The 23560-nt window shown below is 33.0% G+C and carries 26 protein-coding genes and 1 riboswitch; of the genes, 22 read left to right on the top strand and 4 right to left on the bottom strand.

What is annotated here, in order from left to right; genetic code table 11:
- Position 1: 1 nt before the first annotated feature.
- From scpB to ACZ446_RS07640, 16 genes are all read left to right on the top strand, one after another.
- On the top strand, positions 2 to 679 hold the full coding sequence (gene scpB, locus ACZ446_RS07715; RefSeq protein WP_464392003.1) for an SMC-Scp complex subunit ScpB: 678 nt from the start codon (positions 2 to 4) through the stop codon (positions 677 to 679).
- A gap of 16 nt (positions 680 to 695) precedes the next feature.
- Entirely contained in the window at positions 696 to 1406 is a 711-nt protein-coding gene (locus tag ACZ446_RS07710) for a pseudouridine synthase (RefSeq protein ID WP_464394383.1), read from the top strand.
- Positions 1407 to 1569: 163 nt separating this feature from the next.
- On the top strand, positions 1570 to 1830 hold the full coding sequence (locus tag ACZ446_RS07705; RefSeq protein ID WP_464392002.1) for a stage V sporulation protein S: 261 nt from the start codon (positions 1570 to 1572) through the stop codon (positions 1828 to 1830).
- A 70-nt stretch (positions 1831 to 1900) separates the two neighbouring features.
- Complete coding sequence (smc, locus tag ACZ446_RS07700; protein WP_464392001.1) at positions 1901 to 5509, top strand: chromosome segregation protein SMC; 3609 nt, start codon at positions 1901 to 1903, stop codon at positions 5507 to 5509.
- Entirely contained in the window at positions 5510 to 6433 is a 924-nt protein-coding gene (gene ftsY, locus ACZ446_RS07695; RefSeq protein ID WP_464392000.1) for a signal recognition particle-docking protein FtsY, read from the top strand. It begins immediately after the preceding gene.
- Positions 6434 to 6826: 393 nt separating this feature from the next.
- Positions 6827 to 7171 (top strand): YlxM family DNA-binding protein, encoded by a 345-nt coding sequence (gene ylxM / locus ACZ446_RS07690; protein ID WP_464391999.1) that lies wholly within the window; start codon positions 6827 to 6829, stop codon positions 7169 to 7171.
- A 12-nt stretch (positions 7172 to 7183) separates the two neighbouring features.
- Positions 7184 to 8524 (top strand): signal recognition particle protein, encoded by a 1341-nt coding sequence (gene ffh, locus ACZ446_RS07685; protein ID WP_464391998.1) that lies wholly within the window; start codon positions 7184 to 7186, stop codon positions 8522 to 8524.
- Positions 8525 to 8612: 88 nt separating this feature from the next.
- Positions 8613 to 8873, top strand: a complete 261-nt coding sequence (rpsP, locus tag ACZ446_RS07680) for a 30S ribosomal protein S16 (RefSeq protein ID WP_073155695.1) — start codon at positions 8613 to 8615, stop codon at positions 8871 to 8873.
- Between the two features lie 19 nt (positions 8874 to 8892).
- Positions 8893 to 9120, top strand: a complete 228-nt coding sequence (locus ACZ446_RS07675) for a KH domain-containing protein (protein WP_089722705.1) — start codon at positions 8893 to 8895, stop codon at positions 9118 to 9120.
- A gap of 21 nt (positions 9121 to 9141) precedes the next feature.
- Complete coding sequence (rimM, locus tag ACZ446_RS07670; protein ID WP_464391997.1) at positions 9142 to 9654, top strand: ribosome maturation factor RimM; 513 nt, start codon at positions 9142 to 9144, stop codon at positions 9652 to 9654.
- A gap of 11 nt (positions 9655 to 9665) precedes the next feature.
- Positions 9666 to 10418, top strand: a complete 753-nt coding sequence (gene trmD, locus ACZ446_RS07665) for a tRNA (guanosine(37)-N1)-methyltransferase TrmD (protein WP_464391996.1) — start codon at positions 9666 to 9668, stop codon at positions 10416 to 10418.
- Entirely contained in the window at positions 10411 to 10995 is a 585-nt protein-coding gene (locus ACZ446_RS07660) for an RNA methyltransferase (protein ID WP_464391995.1), read from the top strand. The genes trmD and ACZ446_RS07660 overlap by 8 nt, the downstream gene beginning before the upstream one ends.
- Positions 10996 to 11026: 31 nt before the next feature.
- Positions 11027 to 11380, top strand: coding sequence for a 50S ribosomal protein L19 (gene rplS / locus ACZ446_RS07655; RefSeq protein WP_005488625.1), 354 nt, complete (start codon positions 11027 to 11029; stop codon positions 11378 to 11380).
- Between the two features lie 94 nt (positions 11381 to 11474).
- Positions 11475 to 12359 (top strand): ribosome biogenesis GTPase YlqF, encoded by an 885-nt coding sequence (gene ylqF / locus ACZ446_RS07650; protein ID WP_464391994.1) that lies wholly within the window; start codon positions 11475 to 11477, stop codon positions 12357 to 12359.
- A complete protein-coding gene (locus ACZ446_RS07645) occupies positions 12346 to 13221 on the top strand; it encodes a ribonuclease HII (RefSeq protein WP_464391993.1) in 876 nt (291 codons plus the stop codon). The genes ylqF and ACZ446_RS07645 overlap by 14 nt, the downstream gene beginning before the upstream one ends.
- Positions 13222 to 13320: 99 nt before the next feature.
- Complete coding sequence (locus ACZ446_RS07640; RefSeq protein WP_464391992.1) at positions 13321 to 13767, top strand: QueT transporter family protein; 447 nt, start codon at positions 13321 to 13323, stop codon at positions 13765 to 13767.
- Here ACZ446_RS07640 and ACZ446_RS07635 read toward each other — a convergent pair.
- Complete coding sequence (locus tag ACZ446_RS07635) at positions 13750 to 15276, bottom strand: YifB family Mg chelatase-like AAA ATPase (protein ID WP_464391991.1); 1527 nt, start codon at positions 15274 to 15276, stop codon at positions 13750 to 13752. The two genes, ACZ446_RS07640 and ACZ446_RS07635, sit on opposite strands and share 18 nt — an antisense overlap.
- 36 nt (positions 15277 to 15312) lie before the next feature.
- The gene (locus ACZ446_RS07630; protein ID WP_464391990.1) at positions 15313 to 15678 is read right to left on the bottom strand and encodes a YraN family protein; all 366 of its coding nucleotides are present in this window, start codon (positions 15676 to 15678) and stop codon (positions 15313 to 15315) included.
- Positions 15679 to 15859: 181 nt separating this feature from the next.
- A riboswitch (cobalamin riboswitch) is annotated at positions 15860 to 16040 on the top strand.
- Between the two features lie 135 nt (positions 16041 to 16175).
- Between ACZ446_RS07630 and ACZ446_RS07625 the strand changes: the two genes are divergently transcribed.
- The 6 genes from ACZ446_RS07625 (at position 16176) to ACZ446_RS07600 (ending at position 21182) form a co-directional block, all read left to right on the top strand.
- Positions 16176 to 17978 carry a TonB-dependent receptor plug domain-containing protein gene (locus ACZ446_RS07625; RefSeq protein ID WP_464391989.1) on the top strand — a complete coding sequence of 601 codons (1803 nt, stop codon included), beginning with the start codon at positions 16176 to 16178 and terminating at the stop codon, positions 17976 to 17978.
- A gap of 38 nt (positions 17979 to 18016) precedes the next feature.
- Positions 18017 to 18271, top strand: a complete 255-nt coding sequence (locus ACZ446_RS07620; RefSeq protein ID WP_464391988.1) for a hypothetical protein — start codon at positions 18017 to 18019, stop codon at positions 18269 to 18271.
- Positions 18272 to 18540: 269 nt separating this feature from the next.
- Complete coding sequence (locus ACZ446_RS07615; RefSeq protein ID WP_464391987.1) at positions 18541 to 19236, top strand: energy transducer TonB; 696 nt, start codon at positions 18541 to 18543, stop codon at positions 19234 to 19236.
- Positions 19237 to 19251: 15 nt separating this feature from the next.
- On the top strand, positions 19252 to 19896 hold the full coding sequence (locus ACZ446_RS07610; protein ID WP_464391986.1) for a MotA/TolQ/ExbB proton channel family protein: 645 nt from the start codon (positions 19252 to 19254) through the stop codon (positions 19894 to 19896).
- Positions 19880 to 20278 (top strand): ExbD/TolR family protein, encoded by a 399-nt coding sequence (locus ACZ446_RS07605; RefSeq protein WP_464391985.1) that lies wholly within the window; start codon positions 19880 to 19882, stop codon positions 20276 to 20278. Before ACZ446_RS07610 ends, ACZ446_RS07605 begins: the two co-directional genes overlap by 17 nt.
- A 127-nt stretch (positions 20279 to 20405) precedes the next feature.
- Positions 20406 to 21182: an SIMPL domain-containing protein gene (locus ACZ446_RS07600; protein ID WP_464391984.1), complete on the top strand. Its 777-nt coding sequence runs from the start codon at positions 20406 to 20408 to the stop codon at positions 21180 to 21182.
- 60 nt (positions 21183 to 21242) lie between these two features.
- Here the strand turns inward: ACZ446_RS07600 and ACZ446_RS07595 are convergent, their stop codons facing one another.
- Both ACZ446_RS07595 and ACZ446_RS07590 read right to left on the bottom strand, forming a co-directional pair.
- Entirely contained in the window at positions 21243 to 21920 is a 678-nt protein-coding gene (locus ACZ446_RS07595; protein WP_464391983.1) for a potassium channel family protein, read from the bottom strand.
- Positions 21921 to 21968: 48 nt separating this feature from the next.
- Positions 21969 to 23468 carry a TrkH family potassium uptake protein gene (locus ACZ446_RS07590; RefSeq protein WP_464391982.1) on the bottom strand — a complete coding sequence of 500 codons (1500 nt, stop codon included), beginning with the start codon at positions 23466 to 23468 and terminating at the stop codon, positions 21969 to 21971.
- Positions 23469 to 23560 lie beyond the last annotated feature (92 nt).

Here is a 23560-nt window from a genome sequence, read left to right as displayed (position 1 = left end):
GATGAGCGAGGATAATATTAGTTACCTGAGCAGTAAAAGAAAAGAAAAAGAACAGCAGCAGCTTGATAATTTAGGTTTTGAGGATTTGAAACCAAGAGATATTGCACTAGTTGAAGCCTTGATTTTCAGCAGCAAAAACAAGCTTCCTCATCAGACAATTAAGAAGATAACTTCGTTTTCAGATGAAAAATTAGAGAGAATTATTATTTATTTGGAACAAAAATATCAGAGTTTTGAATTTGGCATCCAGTTAAAAGAATATAATAATAGTTATTTATTCCAAACTAAAAAAGATTTTGCAGCAGAAATAGAACAGCTATTTGATATAACAAAGGTTTCTTCTCTTTCTACTGCTTCTATGGAAACTTTAGCAATTATTGCTTATAGACAGCCTGTTACCCGTTCGGAAATTGAAGAAATTAGAGGGGTCAGTGTTGAGAGAACACTAAATACTTTAAGTAAATATGAGCTTGTAGAAGAAGTTGGCAGAAAAGAAACTATTGGTAATCCAATCATTTATGGCACCACTGATCAGTTTTTAGAATATCTTGATATTGAAGATTTAAATGAGCTGCCAGAAATTGAAAGAGTTGAAAAATTATTTGCAGAAGAAATTGAAGAAGCAGCTGAAAAAGCTGCCGCAGAAGAGAAAAAAGATAATGAAAACGAAAAAGAATAATTTTGAGGTGGAAATAATGGAAAGACTGCAGAAAGTTATGGCACATGCCGGGGTTGCTTCCCGCAGGAAGTCAGAGGAGATAATAGCAGAGGGTAGGGTTAAGGTTAATGGTGAAGTAGTTACTGAAATGGGTTTTAAAGTTGATCCTGAAACTGATGAGATTATTGTTGATGGCGAAATAATTAGTGAAGAAAAGAAAAGATATATCTTATTAAATAAGCCGGAAGGTTATATTACAACTGTTTCTGATCCAGAAGGACGGCCAACAGTCATGGATTTAATACCTGATTTAAAACAGAGATTATATCCAGCCGGCAGACTTGATTATGACAGTTCTGGACTTTTAATTATGACTAATGATGGTGATTTGACCTATAAATTAACCCATCCTAAAAAAGAAGTTGATAAGAAATATAAGGTTTTAGCTCAGGGAGAGCTGCGCCGTGATGATTTTGAAAAATTTGAGGCAGGGATGGTAATAGATGGACAAAAAACAGCTCCTGCTGAAATTTCTAATATTAATTATAAAGGTGATAAAACAGAATTTGAAATTGTGATTCATGAAGGTAGAAATAGACAGGTCAGAAGAATGTGCAGAATTGCTGGATTTTCAGTGATTTCTCTGCAGAGAACAGGTTTTGCCTTTTTAAACTTAGCAGGTGTTAAAGAAGGAGATTTTAGATATTTAACTGATCAGGAAGTGGCAAAATTAAAAAAATTGGCTTAATTAAGCTGATAAAGAAGGAAAATCTTCTTCAATCAAGAATTAAATAACTAGCTGTTTAAATATTCTCAAGCTAAGTATTTTCAAGTCTAATTAGATAATACTTACGATTCTCCACCTATTTTGAAAAAAATTAAAATAAACCTAAGGGGGAGCCAGATTATTTATGGAAGAATTAAAGGTTTCATCAAAGTCAGATCCTAAAGCTGTTGCCGGAGCTTTAGCAGCAGTGTTGAGAGATGAAAAGCAAGTAGAACTACAGGCAGTTGGAGCTGGAGCAGTTAATCAGACTATTAAAGCTATAGCAATTTCCAGGGGTTATGTTGCTCCAAATGGAATGGATTTAATTATGATTCCTGCGTTTGCTGAAATTGAAATTGATGGAGAAGAAAGAACAGCTATTAAATTTTTAGTAGAGCCGAGATAAATCACGTACTTTTAAAACCTATCCGTGAGGGTAGGTTTTTAAATGCAAATTAGGCTAAAGTGTGAGGTTGGTGGTTAATATTTTTCTAAAAAAAATTAGGCTAAAAGGATTTAAATCTTTTGCAAATAAAACAGATATAGAAATTGAAGAAAATATCACTGCAGTAGTAGGTCCAAATGGCAGTGGGAAAAGTAATATTGTTGATGCAATCCGCTGGGTTTTAGGAGAGCAGAGCGCCAAAAATCTCCGCGGGAGCAGAATGGCAGATATTATATTTTCTGGAAGTGAAAAGCTGAATCCGAAAAAGAAGGCAAGTGTAACTTTATTTTTTGATAATTCAAATGGAGATTTACCAGTTGAGGGCCAGGAGCTAACACTGGGACGTCAGGTTGAGGATGATGGACGTAGTGACTATTTAATTAATGGTGCTTCCTGTCGTTTAAAAGATATAGAAATGCTTTTAATGGATAGTGGTCTGGGTAGTGACGGCTATTCAATAGTTGGTCAGGGTCGAATTGATTCGATTATTAAATCAAAACCGGATAAAATGCGCCTCTTTTTTGAAGAAGCTGCCGGGATAATGAAACATAAATCTCGCAAAGAGGAAGCTGAGAAGCGATTAGAAAATACTAATACCGATTTAAATCGGATTCACGACATAGTAGATGAGCTGGAAAAAAGGCATGATCCCCTTGAAAAAGCAGCTGAAAAAGCTAAAAAATATAAGGGATATAAAGATCGGCTTTCAGACTTAGAAATTAGTTTGTTAAATAAGCAGTGGCAGGAGTACTCAGCAGAATTCAAAGAACTGAGTCAGCAGAGAGAAAAATTCCAGAAGAAATTAACTGAAAAAGAAAGCATCTATAATGCTCTTTCATATAAACTTGATAATTTTAAAGATAAGTTAAAGGCTTTAAAAAATGAAAAAGAAGAGGTTAATAATCAATACTTTCAAAATCAAAATAAGGTAAATGAAATTAATAATAATTTAAATGTAATGAAGGAAAGAGAAAACAATTACATAGAAAATAGAGAAAATTTAAGTAAAAAATTATCTCAATTAGAAGAGGAGAGGCAGCAGGAAGAAAGTAAAGTTAAAACTGCCAGAGAGAACTTTGAACTGATTAATTCTGATCAGCAGCATGTAGAAAATGAAATAAATGATTTGAAAAATAAAGTTAAAAACAGCAGTGAAAAAATTGAGAGCCTGGAGCAGCAGATTAAAGCCAAAGGAAATAAGGTTGAAGAGAAGAAAGAAAAAATTCAGGTAGAACGTTCAGCTCTGGAAAGGTTAAAAGAAAGAGTGGAAATTTCTAATGCAAGACTTGCTGAAATATCAAGCTCTCAGGCTGAAATCAATTTGAAAATAAAAGATAAAGAGGATGAAGCAGCAGAGGTAAATGCCGAGTTAAAAGAAGTAAAATCTGAGATAGAAGAGGCTGAAAATTCTTTAGAGAAATTAAAAAACCAGATTAAAGCTGAAGCTGAGTCTCTAGAAGAGGGAAAAGAACTGCTTTTAAAAACTAAAGAAGATTATCAGCATTATAATTCTCGCCTGCAGCTTATGGAAGAGATGCAGGAAAGCTATGAAGGTTATTATAATGGTGTGCGCAGCATTTTAGAAAAAAGAGAAAAGTTTAGCGGTTTGATTGATGTTGTGGCTGAAATAATTTCTGTTCAGGCTGAACATGAGCAGGCTATCGAGACTGCTCTGGGTGCTAAAATGCAAAATATTATTGTAGAAGATGATCAGACTGCCCGTGATGCTGTGCAGTATTTAAAGAAAAATAATAGAGGCCGGGCAACTTTTTTACCACTAAATATGGTTAATGGTTCTCGGCTGGGAGATCATTACTTAACTAAGCTTTCTCAGCAGGCTGGATTCATTGGTCTGGCAGTGGATTTGGTAGATTTTCCAGACCGTCTTGAGAATATATTCAATTTTCTTTTAGGACAGATAGTTGTTAGTGACAATCTAGATCACGCTGTTAAAATATCTAAAAATATCAAAAAAAGTTTTAGAATTGTAACTACTGAAGGAGATGTTGTTTATCCAGGTGGAGCAATTTCTGGAGGCAGCAGTTCCAGCAGCAGCCGCGATTTAATTGGTCGCAGTCGAAAAATTGAAGAGCTAAAAAAGAAGAAAATAAAACTGCAGCAAAAAGGAAAATCACTTGTTAATAAATTAGAAAATGATAAAAAAGAACTGGACCAAAAACAAAACAAACTGGAGTGTATGAAATCTAAACTGCAGTCTTTAAAAATGGAAGAAAATAATATAATAAATCATCAAAATAGGATTAAAGAAAACATAACTGATTTAAAAGATGATCAAAATCAAAGAGAAAACAATTTTTCTGATCTGGATAATAATTTAAAAAGCAGTCAGAATTCAATTCAAACAAAAGAGGAATTTATTGATCAATTAAAAACTGAGATTAATAACTTAAATAATGAAATTGATGATTTGAAGGCAGCTCTAAATATCAAAAAAGAAAATCTGGCAGAAATTAAACCACGGCTAAAAGAATTAGAGCTGGATGGAGCCAGAATTTCTGAAAAAAGGATTAATGCTCAAGAAAAGTTGAAAGAAAAGAAAAGAAGCTTAGAATTCAAAATCAAGGAAATTGAGAACTGTAAACAGGAAATAGAATCTATAAACAGTGATTTAGAAAAAATTGCTGACCGCAGGATCAATTTAAAACAGAAACAAAAAGAACTTGAAGCTGAGGGAGAAGAACTTAAGAAACGAAAAGAAGAGTTAACTAAAGAGGTAAAAGATCTAGAGAAGAAAGTTGAAGCTAAAGAAAAAGAGTCAAAGGAGCTGCAGCAGGACTTAAATAAGACTAAGGATGATTTTCACCAGCTTGATTTAAGTTACACTAAGCTGGATGACAAGCTGCAGAATATAAAATCTATTTTATTAGACGATTATGGTTTAGAGCCTGCAGAAATTGATGAGAGCAGCTTGATAGAAATTACAGATGAAGATGAAGCAGAAGTTGAGTCAAAAATTAAAGATTTAAAAAAGAAGATGGAGAAATTACACCCTGTTAATGAAGCAGCAGTAGAAGAATTTGCCGAGTTAAAAGAAAGGTTAGATTATCTGCATGAACAGCAGGATGATTTAAAACATGCCAGAAATTCAATAGAATTAGTAATTTCTGATATTGAGGAATCAATGGAAAAAATGTTTGCTGAAACTTTTTATCAGGTAAAAGAAGAGTTTTCTAAAGTTTTTAAAGCATTATTTCAGGGAGGAAAAGCTGAATTAGAATTAACTGATCCAGAAGAACTTCTGACAACAGGAGTTGAGATTCACGCTCAACCACCTGGTAAAAGTCTAAAAAGTTTATCTCTGTTATCAGGTGGAGAAAGGGCTTTAACTGCTATTGCTTTAATTTTTGCTTTTATTCAGGTCAAACCAAGTCCTTTTTATGTTTTAGATGAGATTGATGCTCCTTTGGATGATGTTAATATTGTTCGATTTGCCAGTTTTATTAAAAAATACTCAAAAGTAGCTCAGTTTATTATAATTACTCACCGACGCTACATGATGACTGAAGTTGATTCTCTCTATGGTGTAACAATGGAGAAATCTGGTGTGTCCCGCCTGGTATCTTTAAAATTAGATCAGGCAGAAGATTTTAATGATAACTATATCAAGGAGGCTTTATAAGTGGGATTTTTACAGAGATTAAAAGATGGACTAAAAAAAACAAAAGAAGGTTTCGTAAATAAGGTAACAAATATTTTTACAGGTAGGACTAATATTGACGATGAGTTATTTGAAGAATTAGAGGAAGTATTAATTCAGGCTGATGTTGGTGTTAAAACTACTTTTACTTTAATTGATAAATTAAAGGATGATGTAGAAGAAGAAGAAATTACAGAACCCGAAGAATTAATGCAGTATTTTCAGAAAGAATTAAAAAGCCTATTACAGAATGATGAAGGTGGATTTAATTTTGATAAAGATTTAAATATCATTATGGTTGTCGGGGTTAATGGTGCTGGTAAAACCACTACAATTGCCAAAATAGCTGGGCGATATAAGGAACAGGGTAAAAAAGTAATGCTGGCAGCAGGGGATACTTTTAGAGCTGGAGCGATTGAGCAGCTGCAGATCTGGGGTGACCGCCTTGGAGTAAATGTGATTGCTCAGCAGGAAGGGTCTGATGCAGCAGCAGTCGCCTATGATGCGGTTCAGTCTGCAAGAGCCAGGGATGTAGATCTATTAATTGTGGATACAGCTGGCCGCCTGCATACCCAAACTAATTTAATGGAAGAGTTGAAAAAAGTAAAAAGGGTGATTGATAGAGAAGCTGCAGAACTGAATGCCGGGGTAGAAATACTCTTGGTTTTAGATGCAACTACCGGCCAGAATGCAATCTCACAGGCAAAACTGTTTAACGATGCTGTTGATGTAGATGGAGTAGCTTTGACCAAACTTGATGGAACTGCTAAAGGTGGTATCGTAATTGCAGTTAAAAACGAACTTCAGATTCCAATCAAACTTATCGGAGTAGGAGAAGCAGCTGAAGACCTGCAGAACTTTGATCCAGATGAATTTATCGAAGCACTTTTCAGTAGTGATGAGTAGGATCTTTAAGATATTAATCAAAAGAATTTTGTCAGCTAAAATTTAAGATCTACAAAATTATATAACATATTTTAAAATAAAGCACAGTAATTTAGTGACTTTAAAATATAGTTAATTAAACTTAATGAGTAAATAAAATTAATTAGGTCTGCAGACAGGAGGTCTGCAAGCTGACTGCAGCACACGATGTGCTGATCAGGAAGGTAACCTGATTAATTTTAATTTATGAATACTATTTTAATCTATATTTTTACTGGAGATTAATTACTGTGCTTTAGTAAAATATCATTTATAAAATCTTGGGTAGTTTTTTGAAATTTTAGCTTGACAAAAGCCCCAAAATATCATATACTATCACCTGTGTTAAGTAAACTAACTTTACAGGTGATTTTTTTGCTAAAGAAAACAATTAAAATAACAATGTTATTTGATTTTTATGGCTCGTTATTAACAGAAAAGCAGCGCCAAATTATTAAAAGTTACTTCTACAATGATTTATCTCTATCGGAAATTGCCGATAATATTGGTATCAGCCGGCAGGGAGTTTACGATCATTTGCATCGAAGTGAAGAAAGTCTTGAAGACTATGAGGCTAAATTAGGTCTTCTAAAAAAGTACAACAAGATAAGAAAGAATATAAATGATTTAGAGGCTATTCTGACTGAAAAAGGAATTTTAGCTGAAGATAAGAATGAAGATTTGCGCAAAAAACTAGAATCGATAAAGTCGATCCTCTAGAGGAGGTATATTATGATTTTTTCCAGTCTGGCTGAAAAACTGCAGGATACCTTTGATAAGTTACGAGGCAAAGGTAAACTGACAGAAAAAGATGTTAAGGCTGCTTTAAAAGAGGTTAAAATGGCTCTTTTAGAAGCAGATGTTAATTATAAAGTTGTAAAAAACTTTATTTCAAAAATTGAAGAGAGAGCTGTTGGTAAGGAAGTTATGGAAAGTTTAACTCCTGGCCAACATGTAATTAAAATTGTAAACGAAGAAATGCAGGAGCTTATGGGAGGCAGCAAAGAAGATATTGCGATTTCTTCTGAGCCGCCAACAATTATTATGATGGTTGGTCTGCAGGGTTCTGGTAAAACTACCAGTGCTGGTAAACTGGCTCGCAAGCTGTCTAAAGATGGCAAAAGCCCATTATTAGTTGCTGCCGATGTTTACCGCCCAGCTGCGATCAGACAGCTTCAGGTTTTAGGTGAAAGGTTAGAACTGCCTGTATTTTCAATGGGAGAAGACAGCAACCCGGTTGATATTGCTAAGGGAAGTATTAATTATGCTGCTTCTCACAATTGTGACACTATTATTCTTGATACAGCAGGTCGACTGCATATAGATCAGGAAATGATGGAAGAACTAGAAAATATTAAAGGTACAGTTGAACCTGATGAGATTCTGCTGGTTGTTGATGCAATGACCGGTCAGGATGCGGTTAATGTAGCTAAAAACTTTGACCAGCGTCTTGATATAGATGGTATAGTTTTAACTAAAATGGATGGTGATGCTCGTGGTGGTGCTGCTTTATCAATTAAGGCTATCACAGGTAAGCCAATTAAATTTGCAGGTACTGGTGAAAAATTAGCTGACTTAGAAACATTCCATCCAGACCGAATGTCTTCTAGAATTTTAGGAATGGGAGATGTTTTAAGCTTAATTGAAAAAGCTGAAAAAAGCATCGACCAGGAAAAAGCGAAGGCTTTAGAAGAAAAACTAAGAAAAAATGAGTTTACTTTAGAAGACTTTATGGAGCAGATGGAACAGGTTAGAAATATGGGCCCCATGGACGAAATTCTCGGAATGATTCCAGGGATGGGGGGAGCCAAACAGCTCAAAAATATGCAGGTTGATGATAAACAGCTTGACTATATTGAAGCTATCATTTCATCAATGACTCCTGAAGAGCGCAGAGATCCTGAAGTGATTAATGGCTCACGCCGCAAAAGAATCGCTCAGGGTAGTGGAACCAGTATCCAGGAAGTAAACAGGCTTTTAAAACAATTTAGACAGATTAAGAAAATGATGAAGCAGTTAAACAGTGGTAAAATGAAAAAAGGTGGAGCTTTTAATCTGCCATTTTTCAATTAAATAAATAGTAATAATAAAATTTACAGATGGGCTTTTTGCCCTGATCAAATTTGCACTTTAGGTGCGAATGAGAGGAGGTGTTTGATAGATGGTTAAGATTCGTTTAAAGAGAATGGGAAGTAAGCGTAATGCATCATACAGAATTATTGTATCTGATTCCAAGAGAGCTCCTCAGGGATATTTCGTAGAGGAATTAGGTTTTTATGATCCTACAACTGAACCAGAAACTTATAACATTGATGAGGAAAAAGCACTCAAGTGGTTAAATAATGGTGCGAAGCCTTCAGATACAGTTAAGACTTTATTAAAGAAGTCAGGTGTAATGGCAAAGTATCACGGTAATGAGTAATTAAAAGGAGGTTTTCTCCATGGAAGAGCTAATAAAATTTATTGCCGAATCAATTGTAGATAACCCTTCAGAAGTTACGGTAAATAGAGTTGAAGAAAAAAACTCTATCACTGTAGAACTTTCTGTTGCAGATGAAGATATGGGTAAGGTCATTGGTAAAAGAGGCCGAATTGCTAAAGCAATTAGAACCGTAGCTAATGCTGCAGCTGCTAAAGAAGGAACAAATGTTAAGGTTGATATTAAATAATTTTTCAGGCTGGTGAAATAATTGAATGATAATTACTTAGAAATTGGAATAATAACTCGTTTTCAGGGAAATAAAGGTGAGGTTCGTGTCAAAGCAACAACTGATATTCCCGAGCGTTTCCTTGATTTAGATATTGTATATCTTAAAAGAGGAGAAGAGCTAAAAGAGCTGGAAATTGAGTATATTCGTTTCCATAAACAATTTGTAATAATTAAGTTTTTTGATGTCAATTCTATTGACGAAGCTGAAAAACTTAAAAATTATCAGGTTTTGATTGATGAGTCTGAAAAATATTTACTTCCAGAAGATAACTTTTATGTCAGTGATCTTATAGACTGTGAAGTCTATTTAGAATCTGGCAGACATCTGGGAACATTAATAGATGTTGTTGATACTTCAGGTACAGATATTTTTCTGGTCCAAGGCCAGGATAAAAAATATATGTTACCTGCCAGTCGTGAGATGATTTTAGAAATTGATCTTGAAAATAAAAAAATTATTGTTGATCCAATTCCAGGAATTTTAGATCTTTAGGAGCTGAATTTATGTTTTTTGATATTTTAACTCTTTTTCCCGAAATGTTTGCGGGACCTTTTAGTGAGAGTATTTTAAAAAGAGCCAGAGAAAAAGATTTGATTGATATTAAGACAATTAATATCCGTGATTTTGCTGAAGATAAACACAATACAACAGATGAACCACCTTATGGTGGAGGAGCTGGTATGGTGATGAAGGCAGAACCAATCTTTAAAGCCTGGCAGGATACTCAAGCTGGAAGAGGGCAAAAATCAAAAACTATTTTAATGAGTCCACAGGGTCAGGAGCTGACTCAGGAACTCGTTAAAGATCTCAGCCAGGAAGAGGGATTAACAATTATTTGTGGTCGTTATGAAGGTGTAGATGAGCGGGTTAGAGCAACTATTGTTGATCAAGAAATTTCTATCGGTGATTATGTACTTACCGGAGGAGAACTGCCGGCAATGGTGCTTGTAGATTCTATTTCTCGTCTTTTAACTGGAGTTTTAGGTGATGAAGATTCTTCTAAAAAAGATTCATTTTATAATGGACTTTTGGAACATCCTCATTATACCAGGCCTAGAGATTTTAATGGTCTTAAAGTCCCTGATGTCTTACTTAGCGGTAATCATCAGCTGATTGAGCGCTGGCGTAAAAAAGAGTCTCTTAAAAGAACTCTTTTAAGGAGAAAAGACCTGCTGGAAGATAAAAAACTTAGTGATCAAGAAATTGAATTACTTAAAGAAATAAAGCTGGAACTAAAGGGTGAATTTGATGAGTAAAATTGAGGCAGATGTCTATCTCGGATTAGTCCATAATCCTATTTATAACAAATTGGACGAAATTATAACAACAACTGTAACAAATTATGATTTGCATGATATTTCAAGAGCTGCAAAAACATATGATATTAAAAAATACTATATAATTAATAATTTAAAGTCACAGCAGGAATTAGTAGAAAGAGTTAGAGACTACTGGACTGGTGGTCGAGGTGCTGATTATGTTTATAATCGTCATCAGGCATTTTCTGTTTTGGAAATTGCTTCTGAACTTGAGGAAGTAAAGGAAGAGATTAGGGAAGAAACCGGAAAAGAGCCGCTGCTGATTGCTACTGATGCTCGTGAATATCCTAATAACATATCTTATAAGGATATGCGAAAGGAACTGCAGCAGATTGATCGTCCATTTTTAATTATTTATGGAACTGGTTATGGATTAACTAAAGAGATGGTTGCTGACTGTGATTATGTACTCTATCCAATCTGGGGTAGGGGCGATTTTAATCACCTTTCTGTCAGAAGTGCTGCTTCGATAATTATGGACCGCTTATTATCTGATCCCTGGTGGGAAGCATAAATTTAAATATTTTTTGAGAGGAGGTTTATAGATGAATATTATCAATGAAATAGAAAAAGAACAAATTCGTGATGATATCCCCGAATTTGCTGTTGGAGATACATTAGATCTTAAAGTATTAATCTCTGAAGGTGGAAAAGAAAGATTACAGCCATTTAAAGGTGTAGTTATCCGTAGAAATGGTGGTGGTCTGAGTGAGACTTTCACTATTCGTAAGATTGCTCACGGTGTAGGTGTGGAAAGAACTTTTCCTCTCCATACTTCTAAATTAGACACAATTACTGTGGTTCGCCGTGGTGATGTTAGAAGATCTCGCCTTTATTACCTGCGTGATAGAAGAGGTAAAGCTTCTAGAATTAAGGAAAAAAGAGAAGAAAGAAAGTAATTATTTGAGACTAAGGTGGGGAACTTCTCCACCTTTTTTCAATATCTAAATCTAAATTTTTAATAAATTTTATAATTTTTAAGGAGTTTTAATTATGATACAGTGGTATCCGGGCCATATGGCCAAAGCAAAAAGAATATTAAAGGAAGATTTGAAACTAGTTGATATAGTAATCGAAGTTGCAGATGCTAGAATTCCAATCAGCAGTCAAAATCCAGATTTAAGAAAATTAATTAATGAACAGACAAAAATAACTGTTTTAAATAAAAAGGATTTAGCTGATGCTGAATATAACCATCAGTGGATAAATTACTTTGACAATAAAGCAGATGAGGAGGCAGTATTACTTAATTCTCTAACTGGAGAAGGTGTCAGCGAATTAAAAAGTATTTTAAATAATACCCATGATCAAATTGCTGCTAAACTTTCTAAAAAAGGTAGAAAACCCCGCCGCTTAAGAGCAATGATAATTGGAATTCCGAATGTAGGTAAATCAGCTTTAATCAACCTTCTAGCTGGCTCAAAAATTACCACTATTGGTAATAAACCGGGAGTAACAAGAGGTAGGCAGTGGGTTAACGTCAGTAAAAAAGTAAGGCTGCTCGATACACCTGGAATTTTATGGCCTAAATTTTCTGATGAAGATAAAGCTTATAAGCTTGCTTTAACTGGAGCAGTTGATAATGATATTTTTGATTTTGAATTAGCTGCTTATAAATTAATTGAATTCATAGTTAAAATTAATGAAGAGCTTCTATTAGATGCCTATGGGCTCGATTATTTAGAAACACAGGCTTACGATATACTTGCTGATATAGCGCGTAAAAGAGGCTGTTTAATGACCGGAGGTAAGGTTGACCGTAATCGTGCTGCCGGAATAGTCATCAATGATTTTAGAGACGGTAAACTGGGCAGAATCACTCTTGAAAAACCAGAAGAAGCAGCTTCTCTAAAGGTGGAAACTAATGATGAAGAATGATCAAAATTATGAAAAAAATAGTTTAAAAGAGCAGGATACTTTAAAAGATTTTACTGAAGCTAAGATAGGTGAACTGACAATTAAAGATGTTAAAAAATTAACTTCTGATTTAGAGGTTAATCAACAGCTTCCCGAAATAATTGGAATCTTAAAGACTGATTCTCGCAAAGGTGTTCAAAAAATTGCAGCTCAATTGGAGCGAAAGATTGCCAAAAAAGAAGCAATCATTACTAAATGGGAGCAGATGAATGAAATTGAGTCAGGACTTTCTGCTCAGGGTTATCAGCTTATTGTTGGCATAGATGAGGCAGGCAGAGGTCCGCTTGCTGGTCCGGTAGTTGCTGGAGCTGTTGTTTTAGACCCAGAGCAAAAAATATATGGTCTTGATGATTCAAAAAAACTTTCCCGCCAAAAAAGGGAAGAATTATACGATGAAATTTATTCTAAGGCACACGTTGGAGTTGGTATGGCAAGCAGCAGTGAAATTGATAAATATAATATCAGAGAAGCCACTTTTGTGGCTATGAAGAGAGCAGTGAAAAATTTGCTGCCCAAATTAGAAGAACATCCAGATATTTTATTAGTTGATGGAAATGACCTGATTCCTAATATATCGATGGAACAGCGGGCAATAATTGATGGTGATGCAGACATTAATGCAATTGCTGCAGCTTCAATAATTGCAAAAGTCAGCAGGGATAATATTATTTTTAAGTACGCAGAAAAATACCCTCAATATAATTTTAAGTCGAATAAAGGCTATGGTACAGCTGAACATATAGCTGCACTAGAAAAATATGGTTCATCACCAATTCATCGGAAGTCTTTTGGTAGGGTACCTGATAAAGCACTTGAAAATTAAAATAATTAAAAAAGAATTAAATAAGTAAATTTAATAAAAATATTATCTTTAAATAATTCATTTAAAATCTAAATAAGCTCTTGGAAAGGAGATAAGAAAATGGATACAAAAAAAATAGCCAGAGGAGCTGCAATAACAGCCTTATATGTTGTTATAACTTATTTTTTGGCACCAGTTAGTTTTGGACCAATTCAGTTTAGAGCAGCAGAAGCTTTGACAGTTTTACCAATAATTTTTCCTGAAGCTGTACCAGCTTTATTTTTAGGTGTAATGTTAGCTAATGTTATTGGTGGTCTTGGTATGGTTGATATAGTAGGAGGTAGTTTAGTTACCCTTTTAGCTGCCTATGTTACTTATAAAAATAGAGACAATATCTTTGCTTATTTAAGCCCGATTTTATTTAATGCCTTTTTAATCAGTATTTACCTCCATCTTTTGTTTGAGCTTCCATACTGGTTAAATGTAATTCAAATCGGTCTAAGTGAAGCTGCTGTTGTCTTAATTCTGGGAGTTCCACTGGTTAAATATTTAAAGAAGCATTTCTGATTTTTCAGCATACCAGCGAAAATCAACTGCCTCAATTAAATCTGAATCTTTAATCTTTTGATGATTATTTAAGTCAGCAATTGTTCTGGCAACCCTCATCAATCTGATATAACCTCTGACGCTTAATTTAAGCCTTTGATAAGCCTGGTCTAATATTTTTTGGCTTCTTTGATCAAGCTGGCAGTATTTTTCTATGTCTTTTAAAAGAAGTTCAGAGTTATTTTTCAAATCAGTATTTTGATACCTTTCAGCCTGCATTTTGCGGGCTATTTCTATTTGATCAATATAATTTTTATCTTGGGCTGAAGGAGAAGCAGTTAATATTTCATCTTTCTCTAGTGGTAGAACTTCAATCTGTAAATCAATTCTATCTTTTAATGGGCCTGATAATTTTTGTTGGTATCGAACAATATCTCTTTCTGAACATTTGCATTTTCGATTTTTAACTCCAGAAAAACCACAGGGACAGGGATTCATAGCTGCAATAAATTGAAAATTAGCTGGAAAGTAATAGCTTCCCTGCTGTCTGACAATTTTTATTCTCTTTTTTTCTAGAGGTTCTCTTAAATTAGCCAGCACACTGCTTTTGAATTCGGGCAGTTCATCTAAAAAGAGGACACCATTGTGAGCTAAAGATATTTCTCCTGGAACAGGTATATGACCACCACCAATTAAAGCAGCAGCTGTTATAGAGTGATGTGGTGCTACAAATGGGCGTCGTTTTTTGGTCAAGCTCAACTCGTCTAAATTATTGTTGATGCTGTAAATTGAGGCGGTTTCTAGTAATTCTTTTTTATTTAAAGGTGCTAATAACTTTACAATTGATTCTGCTAAAACTGTTTTACCACAGCCCGGTGGGCCAATTAAAAGTAAATTATGACCTCCAGCTGCTGCAGTGATAATAGCTTTTTTAGCGTTTTTTTGACCCCTTATTTCAGAAAGATCAGTATAATCTATAACTGAGTTCATTTTTACTTTTGGCGTAGTTAAAATGTTTTCTTGGTTATCTTCCAGGTAATTAATATCACTTAAATGTTTGATCAAGTAGGAACTTAGATTCTTGACCAGAATTGATTCTTTATGATTATTAGCTGGCAGTACAGCTTGTTTAAAATTATTTTCTTGTGCAGCCAGCAGCATAGATAAGACACCTTTGACATGATTTATATTACCATTCAGACTTAATTCACCTGCAAATAACTTTTTGTTTTTATCTTTAATTTTAATTTGACCTGATGATTCTAGTAAAACTGCAGCTATTGCCAGGTCAAAATGAGAACCATATTTATTGATATTTCCCGGAGCTAAATTAACAGTAATCTTTTTAACAGGCCACTCAAAACCAGAATTTATAATTGCAGAGCGCACCCTTTTGGCAGACTCTCTTACAGTTTTACCCGCTAAACCAACTATATTGAAACCGGGTAAGCCTCTAGAAATATCTATTTCAACTCTAACAATTTCCGCTTTAACTCCGTGAATAACAGCTGAATAGAGGTATGAATACATAATTTTCTCCTTTCGCAGGCCAGTGGATTACTAAAATTAATCAATAATATTAATAAAATGTTTCAATTTGTCAATTTTTTTAGCAGTTGGATCAATTTTTAGGGCAATTAAATCAAAGCGGATTGAACTTAAATGAATATTTTTTTCTGAGAAATAAAAAATTGCAGCTCTGCGTATTTTGTGCAGCTGTTTATGATAGAGTGATTGGGCCAGATCAATATAATTTTCTGAACTTCTGCTTTTAACCTCAACAAAAACTGTATAATTATTTTTAGCAGCAATGATGTCAATTTCCCCAAATTTATTTCTGTAGTTTCTTTCAACAATATAATAACCTTCTTTTTTTAAATACCTAACTGCAATCTCCTCACCTAAAACACCAATTTTATTATGTAACGCCATTAAAAAACCTCCTTTTTTAGATATAATATATAATTATGTAAATAATTAGAAACTCCTTTATTTTTTTATAATTTTTTTCACAAATTTATATATTTGATCTGATTTCAAAAATTTTTAAAATAATTAGTCCTAATTTAAAGGACTTTTTAAAAATTACTAGAATAAAAGTAGTAGAAAAGAAAATAATGTTCTCTTTTTAGGTGCTTCTTTAAATGGAAGATAATAGGGAATCAGGTGAAATTCCTGAACGGGTCCGCCACTGTATATCAGTAGGCTGGTTAAATCACTCATTTAATAATAATGGGGAAGGTTAATCAGTAGAGCTGTAAAGTCAGGAGACCTGCCTAAAAGGATAACAGCCATCTTCGAGACAGGAATGGTTGTGGGCTATTTAAGTATTTATAGACACCCTCAATTTACCTGGGTGTCTTTTTCTATTTTATAGCCTATTTTGTCTAGGGTGGCTGTGAGCAGACAAAAACAAGGAGGAATAGTTAATGTTAAAGAAAAAAGTTTTAGTCATGCTTACAGCACTTTTAATTTTAGCAGTGCCGGTAAGTGCGCAGGAAGAAGTTATGGATTTAGAAGAAGTTGTTGTGACAGCAAGTCGTTATGAGGAAAGTATTATGGAAACCCCGGTCAGTATTGAGGTTATTGATCAGGAGGAGATTGAAGAGAGTGGTGCAAGAAATTTATCAGAGTTATTGAGTAGTTCTGGAGGAGTACATATTAAAGATTATGGCGGTGTAACCAATAGTAAAGATATAATTATTCGAGGAATGAGAGGAGATCAAATTTTAATATTACTAGATGGTCAACCATATAACAATCCAAATGATGGTAGTCTTAGTTTTGAATCAATACCTGTTGAATTTATTGAAAAAATTGAAGTGTTAAAATCTCCTGCATCAGCTGTCTATGGAGCAAATGCTATGGGGGGAGTAATTAACATAATAACTAAAGAAGCAAAAGATATTAAAAGAACGAATCTTAAGTTAGAATCTGGTTCTTTTGATACCCAAAAATATAATTTATCACATAGCTTTTCAAATAATAATCATAGTTTGATTTTAGTATATGATAAATTGTCTTCTGATGGTCATCGCGAAAAAAGTTCTATTGAAAGAGAAGATCTTTTTCTAAAATATAATTATCAGATAAGTAACTATAGTGATTTAATCTTATCTTTTAAAAATAATGAAAGTGAAACTGATTATCCTGGCCAGGATGAAGATTATTTGAGTGATCAATATTTAGCTTCGTTATCTCCATATGGACCAGCTCCAAATGGCTCAAGTGAAGATAGTGATCAGAATATTAATTTAAACTTTAAGCAGAATTTAGAAAATAAGGATCGTAAAATATCAGTTTATAATAATGATAGAGAATTAAAAGATTTAACAAGGGATACGACAACTGATATTAATAAAAAAGGTTTTTCATTTATGCAAACTAATTATTTTAATAAACATACTTTAAGTTATGGACTGGATTTTATTGAAAATGGAGTAGAAACTGATAATTATAATGAGGATAATTTAAATAAAGCAATATTTATTCAAGATAAATACATGCATAATGAAAAGACCATCTTCAATTTAGGGGCTCGTTATGATGATCATGAACAATATGGTTCTAAAATTAGTCCACGTTTAGGTATGGTGTATAAAATTGATAATAATTGGAGTTTTAATGCAAATGCAGCAGAATCATTTAGAGCTCCATCTTATCTTGATTTATATTATCCTGGAGCAAATAATCCTGATTTAGATCCTGAAAAATCTGTATCCTATGATTTTGGATTTAAGTATATGGATAATATATGTCAAAGAGAAATAACGTTTTTCAAAAGAAACATTGATGATTTGATCAAATTTAATATTATTCCTGAAAATATCAATTCTGCTACAATTAAAGGGATAGAGTTAAATACAAATAGGAAAGTTAATAACAATTTTGATTTAGACTTTAATTACACTTATTTAGATGCTAATAATGAACAAACTGATAAACAAATTGGTGATATGCCATATCATAAATTTGGTTTAAATATGAAATATACAATGAAGGATACAAAATATATTCTTAATAATAGATTTACTGGTGAAAGAACAGATGGATCTTCTGGGGAGGATATGGATTCATACTTTATTTCAGATTTAAAAATTATAAAAAATGTTAATGATGCCACTGAGTTAAAAGCTTCTATCAACAATCTCTTCGATAAAGATTATGAGGTAGTAGATGGTTATCCTATGCCAGGAAGAAATTATATGCTAAGTATCAGCACCAAATTCTAGCTAAACCTACAAATTAACTTATAGAAAGGATGATGATAATGAAGAATAACAAAATAATATATCTAACAGCCTTCCTCTTATCATTATCCCTTATCTTGCTGCTGGAAGCTGGTTCTTTAAGGCTTCTGGCAGAAGATATAAAAATTCAGGAAAAAGAAGAAGTTGAAATAGAACTATTATTATCTGCTTCTAAAAAGCCTGCTGGGAGAGAAAGCCAGTCAGATGCCAGGAATGAATTGAAGTCTCAAACAAAAGAAACAGCTGTCCAGAATCAAAAAATGAAGCGGAAGTAGATAAAAATAGTTTAGCTGAAAAAAAGGTTGAAATTACAGAAGAAAAGAAAGATCTTGTTGAAAATAAGATAGTAGAAGAAAAAGAACCAGCTAAAAAAGAAGTTATACAGACAGAAAATAAACTGGAAGAATCACAAGTAAAAAATATAAAAGTTAAGCAGCAGGAAAAGAATGATGTAAATGACCAAAATGATAAAAAAATTGAGTTAGAAAAAAAAGAAAAAATAGAAATCAAAAAAGAACCAAAAGAAAAACATAGAAAAGAAGCAGTGAAACAACCAGTTAAACAAAAAGAATCTGCTGAAGATAAAGAGCAAAATAAGGAGAAAGAAAAGGTGGCTGAACCACCAGCCTGGATACAGAATTCAGCAAATAACTCCAAAAAAGAAGAATCTGTAGAACAGGAAGAGCAAAATAAAAAAGATGAATTTGATTTAGATAGTTATATAGCTAATTTAGAAGCTGAAGCAGATAAAGAATCAAATCTAACTGAGACAAAAGAGTCGAATCAAGAAAACGAAGCTGCAGATCTTCAATCAAAGCAGGTCAGCAATGCTGAAGAAATAAATAATGATACTAAAAATAAAAATAATGAGATAACCTCAAATGTTAGTGCTGATAATTCTGCTGCAGCAAAAAATAAAGCTGACCAGGAAAATAAAGTTTATGATCTAAGAAAAGGTAGTTCAGATTCAATTAAAAAACCAGGAGTTAGCAAATACAGCCAGCCAGAATATCCTTCTAATTTAAGGCGGAGAAATATCGAAGGTAAGGTTATTATTTCATTAAGAATTGATAAAGAAGGAAAAACACATGATTTGAAGATTAATGAAAGCTCAGGTTACGAATCGTTTGACCAGGCGGCTCTGAAGGCGGTAAGAATTTGGGAGTTTAAAGCTGCTGAAAAAGATGGAGAAAAAATAGAGGTAATAGTAAATCTGCCAATTAAATTTGAGTTACATTAAAAGGAGGTAATATAGATGATTACAGAATTTATAGAAACTGCAGGTGTTGTATCATATCCACTACTTTTAGCAGCATTTTTAATGTTATTTATAATAATCGAACGGACTATAGTTTTTATTTTAAAATATAGAACAATTAATAAAGATGAATATTTAGAGGCTATTTCAAATTTTAATTCAGATAGCCAGAGTAATATATTAAATAAAACAAAGGGAATAGCAGCAGATATTTATTGTAATACTTTAAAGAGAAAACCAAAAACCAGAGAAGAATTTAAACTTTATCTTGATGCAGAAGAGGTTGATCAGCTGCCAGAACTTGAAAAACACTTAGGATTCTTAAATTTTATTGCCCAGGTGGCACCAACTCTTGGGCTTTTAGGAACTGTTAGTGGTATGATCAAGACATTTCAGGTCTTAGGTCTGGGTGGAAATCCGGAACAGATGGCCTTAGGTATTTCTGAAGCCTTATTTACAACTGCTGCTGGTCTGATAATTTCACTACCTGCCGCAGCATTTTACCATTATTTTTATGCAAAAATAGAAAAACTGCATAATCAAATGAATAATTTGCGTTTAGAAAGTGAGAGTATGCTTTTTAAAAAAGAAATAAAGGAAACAACGAAAAAGGGGTTGAAAAAAAATGAGTTATCAGCCTAAAAAAAGGAGCTCAACTTTAAATCTGGCCCCAATGATTGATATAGTATTTTTATTATTAATCTTCTTTTTAGTTTCTTCAACACTGCAGGGAGAGGAAGCTTTATACAACATTACGGTACCGGACAGCGGTATTGGTAGAACACAAAATGTGGAGATGGTTAATATATTTTTGGATCAAAATAATAAAATATATTACAATCAAAAAGAGTACAGCCGTCAGGAAATAGAATCTTTGCTTGCAGATATTAAAATTGAAAAAGATAATAAAATAAAAATTTATGCTGATAAAGAAAGTAATTTTGAAGCAGTAGTATTTCTAATTGAAAAATTAAAAAATAAAAGCTACCAGAACATTTCATTTGCTCTACGGGAAGAAAATTAGTGAATAAATCAAAATTATAAATCTCATTAAAAATTAATAAAGGAATTTTATAATTTAATTAGAATAATATAAGTAGAGAAAGATAAAAATACAATTATTTTAATGAAAGTTAAATGGAGGGATTTTTATGAGTAAAAATCTAGGGATGTTTTTAGTTTTTATCGCTTTAATTTTATTATCAGTTTTAGTTGTAAATGGTCTATATTTTAATACTCCAGCAGTACAAACAGCAGAAAAAGAAGAAACTGTTGAAACAGTTGAAGAAGACTATATCACTACTAATCTAAGTATTACTCAGCAGCGTGAATATGATCCAGAGATAGCTGATGTTGTGCTTGGTTTTGAAAATGAAAGCAGAGAACAGTCAGCAGCAGTTGAAGAAAATAATAGAATTGTAAGTGAATTAATGTCAATTTTAGAAGCAGAAGAATTAGAAAATGTTGAAACACAGGGTTTTAGAGTTTATCCCTATACTAATTATGTATCACTAAACGGAGAAGATGAAGAAGAAAGAGTAACTTTCTATCGAGTCAGCAATCGGATTAAGTTTAGCACTGAAAATTTAGGTGAACTGCCTGTATTATTAGGCGAATTATTAAACGCTGGAGCAAATAGAGTAGTAAACATAGATTACCGTTTGGAAAGCAATGAAGAGGCTTTAGAAGAAGTCACAGCCATGGCTTTGAACTCTTTAAAAGAAAAATCAGCTTTTATGGCTGAAAATCTGGATAAAGAAAATTATAGGATTCAAAAAATTAGTTTTGGTCAGCAAAATATTTACGGCAATGATGTTTTGAGATCAATGACAAGAAGTGCTGAATCAGCTAATTTTTCAGAAGTTCCACTGGCTGAGCAGAAGGTAAATATAAATGTTGCAGTTTCAGCAGAAATAGAATTATACTAAAATAATTTTTATATAAGAAATAACAAAAGCTGAGTGCGGTTTAATGCACTCAGCTTTTCTTTAATCATTTTTATTTAGTAAAAAGTCAGCTGCTCTTTCCATATCATCTTTTGAGGCTACTAAAAAAACCTGATTTCCAGCAAATATTTCTCTATTTCCACGTGGTACTATGTAACGGTCCTGGGCCTTATCAAAAATACCGGCAATTACACAGTTTTCGGGAAAGTTTTTTTGACTAACTATTTCTGATATTTTCATACCTGAAATTGGTGATTCAGGTGGTATGGTTAAAATAGAAACTTCAGCCTTTCCATCACCTAAAGAGGCAACTTTTCTTACGTCAGGTTCTTCGATATCAGTAATAAAGCGGTCAACAATCAATTCCATTGTTGCAGCAATATTAGTGGCGCCAGCCATTTCAAAGGCATTCTCGTATTCTGGTTCTCTCATTCTAACTAGAATTTTTTCCACCCCAAAGTTTTTCGCAAGCAGTGAAAAAGAAAGATTATCCGCATCATCTCTCATAACTGCAATTGCTACGTCACACTTTTCAATACCGGCTTCTTTTAAAATATCAATTCTAGTTGCACTTCCCAACACAGTTACTGCTCCATAGCGGCTGTATATTTTTTCAGCAACACTTTGTTCTTTCTCGATTACAATTACATCATGTTTTTGGACTAAATTTTTAGTTAAATTTCTACCAGCAATACCTCCACCAGCTATAATTATATACATTTATTTTACCTCCAGTTTTTATATTTTTTTTAATAATTTAAATAGTGTTTAGTCCTTCCAGGCTTTTCTAGAAAATAAGATAATAATTGGTAAGATTTCCAACCTTCCTGCAAGCATTCCAATGATATATGTCAATTTAATAACGGGTGACAAAGAAGCCATTTTTTCAACAGAAAAGAAGAAAGGTCCTATATTCCCCATTGCAGAAAACATTCCCGAGAAAGCCTGCCAGCCATTGAGATCAGAAAAAACGGATGTTATGATCCCTCCAATGACAATTAAGACAAGCCAGAAAGAAAATAAGCCTGTTAATTTATTAATTTCATCACTATCAACAATACTTTTATCTAATGTTACAGGTAAAACTGCATGGTTTGGCAGATATATCTTTTTAACTTCCCTTTTAAATAACCCCCCTAAAATATTTAAACGCATTACTTTGATTCCACCAGCAGTAGAACCAACACTCCCGCCAATCAGCATAAATACTATAAAAATCTGACGGGCTGCAGCTGGGAAAAAGCTGGAATTAATATTATGGGTTCCAAAACCGGTAGTTGTAATAATAGAGGTTACTTGAAAAATGGTTTTTCTAAAAATTTCTTCAGCATTAAAATTACCAGCAGTATTTAAAACTATAATTAAAAAACTTATAAAAAAGGTGGAATATAATATCAACCTTAAAAAAGTTTTTAGTTCACTATTTTTCTTAATGCTTTCATAATCTTTAGTAAAAAATCTAAAATGAAGTAAAAAATTAACTCCACCTAAAAACATAAAAAATGTTATGACATATTCAATTAAAATATAGTTGCTGTAACCGCTATCTGCAAAATGAGCTACACTTGCATCATAATGTGAAAATCCTCCGGTAGATAAGGTGGTAAAGCTGTGAGTAAAGGCATCAAAAACAGATAAACCCAGCGCAATAAGAATTAAACTCTGCAGAAGCATAAACCCAAGATAAATCATCCAGAGTATTTTTACAGTTTTAAAAACATTTGGAACCGGTCTTGAAACATTAATTTTATGACTTTCTGCACTAAAAAGCTGCCAGGTTTCACCTTTGGCTCGAGTTGAAATTAAAAGAAAAAAAGTCAAAATACCTAAACCACCTAAAAGCTGCATTAAACTTCTCCAAAAAATAATAGATTTAGGCATAGAATCAAGCCCGGTAAAAACTGTGATTCCAGTTGTTGTAAAGCCACTTACTGCTTCGAAAAAAGAATCAATAAAAGACTTTTCAATTCCAATCATAAAGGGGAGAGCCCCTAACATTGAAACAATAATCCAACCCAAAGCACATAGTAACATAGCTGTTGTTAAATCAATGTAGATGTTTTCAGGATCAGTCGGTAATTTCAAAATGGTACCTGTAATCAGAGAAATGATTATTGTATAATAAAAGGCCTGATAAATATCATTTCCTTCCTGGTAGAAAAAAGCCAGCAATAAAGGAACAACAATAATAAATCCCATAATAAAAGCAAGTATGCTTAAAAAATATAAAATAGTATTATATTTAGTAGATTTGAGCAATAATATCACTCCTTCTCAATAAAAATCCCAAATAAATATAGAATCTCGATTAATTATATTATTCAAGAACAAAGTTAATCTTCCTTTAATTTCTAAATTAA

The sequence above is a fragment of the Halanaerobium sehlinense genome (genome assembly GCF_055379485.1).
The sequence above is the reverse complement of the archived record's forward strand: the minus strand, read 5'-3'. Positions and strand labels throughout refer to the sequence as shown.

Bases quoted from the DNA above. Each gene is read 5' to 3' on its own strand.
- ACZ446_RS07640 (WP_464391992.1), top strand. From the start codon at position 13,321: ATGGATACAAAAAAAATAGCCAGAGGAGCTGCAATAACAGCCTTATAT.
- ACZ446_RS07675 (WP_089722705.1), top strand. From the start codon at position 8,893: ATGGAAGAGCTAATAAAATTTATTGCCGAATCAATTGTAGATAACCCT.
- ACZ446_RS07635 (WP_464391991.1), bottom strand. From the start codon at position 15,276: ATGTATTCATACCTCTATTCAGCTGTTATTCACGGAGTTAAAGCGGAA.
- trmD (WP_464391996.1), top strand. From the start codon at position 9,666: ATGTTTTTTGATATTTTAACTCTTTTTCCCGAAATGTTTGCGGGACCT.
- ylqF (WP_464391994.1), top strand. From the start codon at position 11,475: ATGATACAGTGGTATCCGGGCCATATGGCCAAAGCAAAAAGAATATTA.
- ACZ446_RS07625 (WP_464391989.1), top strand. From the start codon at position 16,176: ATGTTAAAGAAAAAAGTTTTAGTCATGCTTACAGCACTTTTAATTTTA.
- rplS (WP_005488625.1), top strand. From the start codon at position 11,027: ATGAATATTATCAATGAAATAGAAAAAGAACAAATTCGTGATGATATC.
- ffh (WP_464391998.1), top strand. From the start codon at position 7,184: ATGATTTTTTCCAGTCTGGCTGAAAAACTGCAGGATACCTTTGATAAG.
- ACZ446_RS07645 (WP_464391993.1), top strand. From the start codon at position 12,346: ATGATGAAGAATGATCAAAATTATGAAAAAAATAGTTTAAAAGAGCAG.
- ACZ446_RS07710 (WP_464394383.1), top strand. From the start codon at position 696: ATGGAAAGACTGCAGAAAGTTATGGCACATGCCGGGGTTGCTTCCCGC.
- ACZ446_RS07605 (WP_464391985.1), top strand. From the start codon at position 19,880: ATGAGTTATCAGCCTAAAAAAAGGAGCTCAACTTTAAATCTGGCCCCA.
- scpB (WP_464392003.1), top strand. From the start codon at position 2: ATGAGCGAGGATAATATTAGTTACCTGAGCAGTAAAAGAAAAGAAAAA.
- ACZ446_RS07660 (WP_464391995.1), top strand. From the start codon at position 10,411: ATGAGTAAAATTGAGGCAGATGTCTATCTCGGATTAGTCCATAATCCT.
- ACZ446_RS07705 (WP_464392002.1), top strand. From the start codon at position 1,570: ATGGAAGAATTAAAGGTTTCATCAAAGTCAGATCCTAAAGCTGTTGCC.
- rpsP (WP_073155695.1), top strand. From the start codon at position 8,613: ATGGTTAAGATTCGTTTAAAGAGAATGGGAAGTAAGCGTAATGCATCA.
- ACZ446_RS07595 (WP_464391983.1), bottom strand. From the start codon at position 21,920: ATGTATATAATTATAGCTGGTGGAGGTATTGCTGGTAGAAATTTAACT.
- ACZ446_RS07620 (WP_464391988.1), top strand. From the start codon at position 18,017: ATGAAGAATAACAAAATAATATATCTAACAGCCTTCCTCTTATCATTA.
- ACZ446_RS07610 (WP_464391986.1), top strand. From the start codon at position 19,252: ATGATTACAGAATTTATAGAAACTGCAGGTGTTGTATCATATCCACTA.
- ACZ446_RS07600 (WP_464391984.1), top strand. From the start codon at position 20,406: ATGAGTAAAAATCTAGGGATGTTTTTAGTTTTTATCGCTTTAATTTTA.
- ACZ446_RS07630 (WP_464391990.1), bottom strand. From the start codon at position 15,678: ATGGCGTTACATAATAAAATTGGTGTTTTAGGTGAGGAGATTGCAGTT.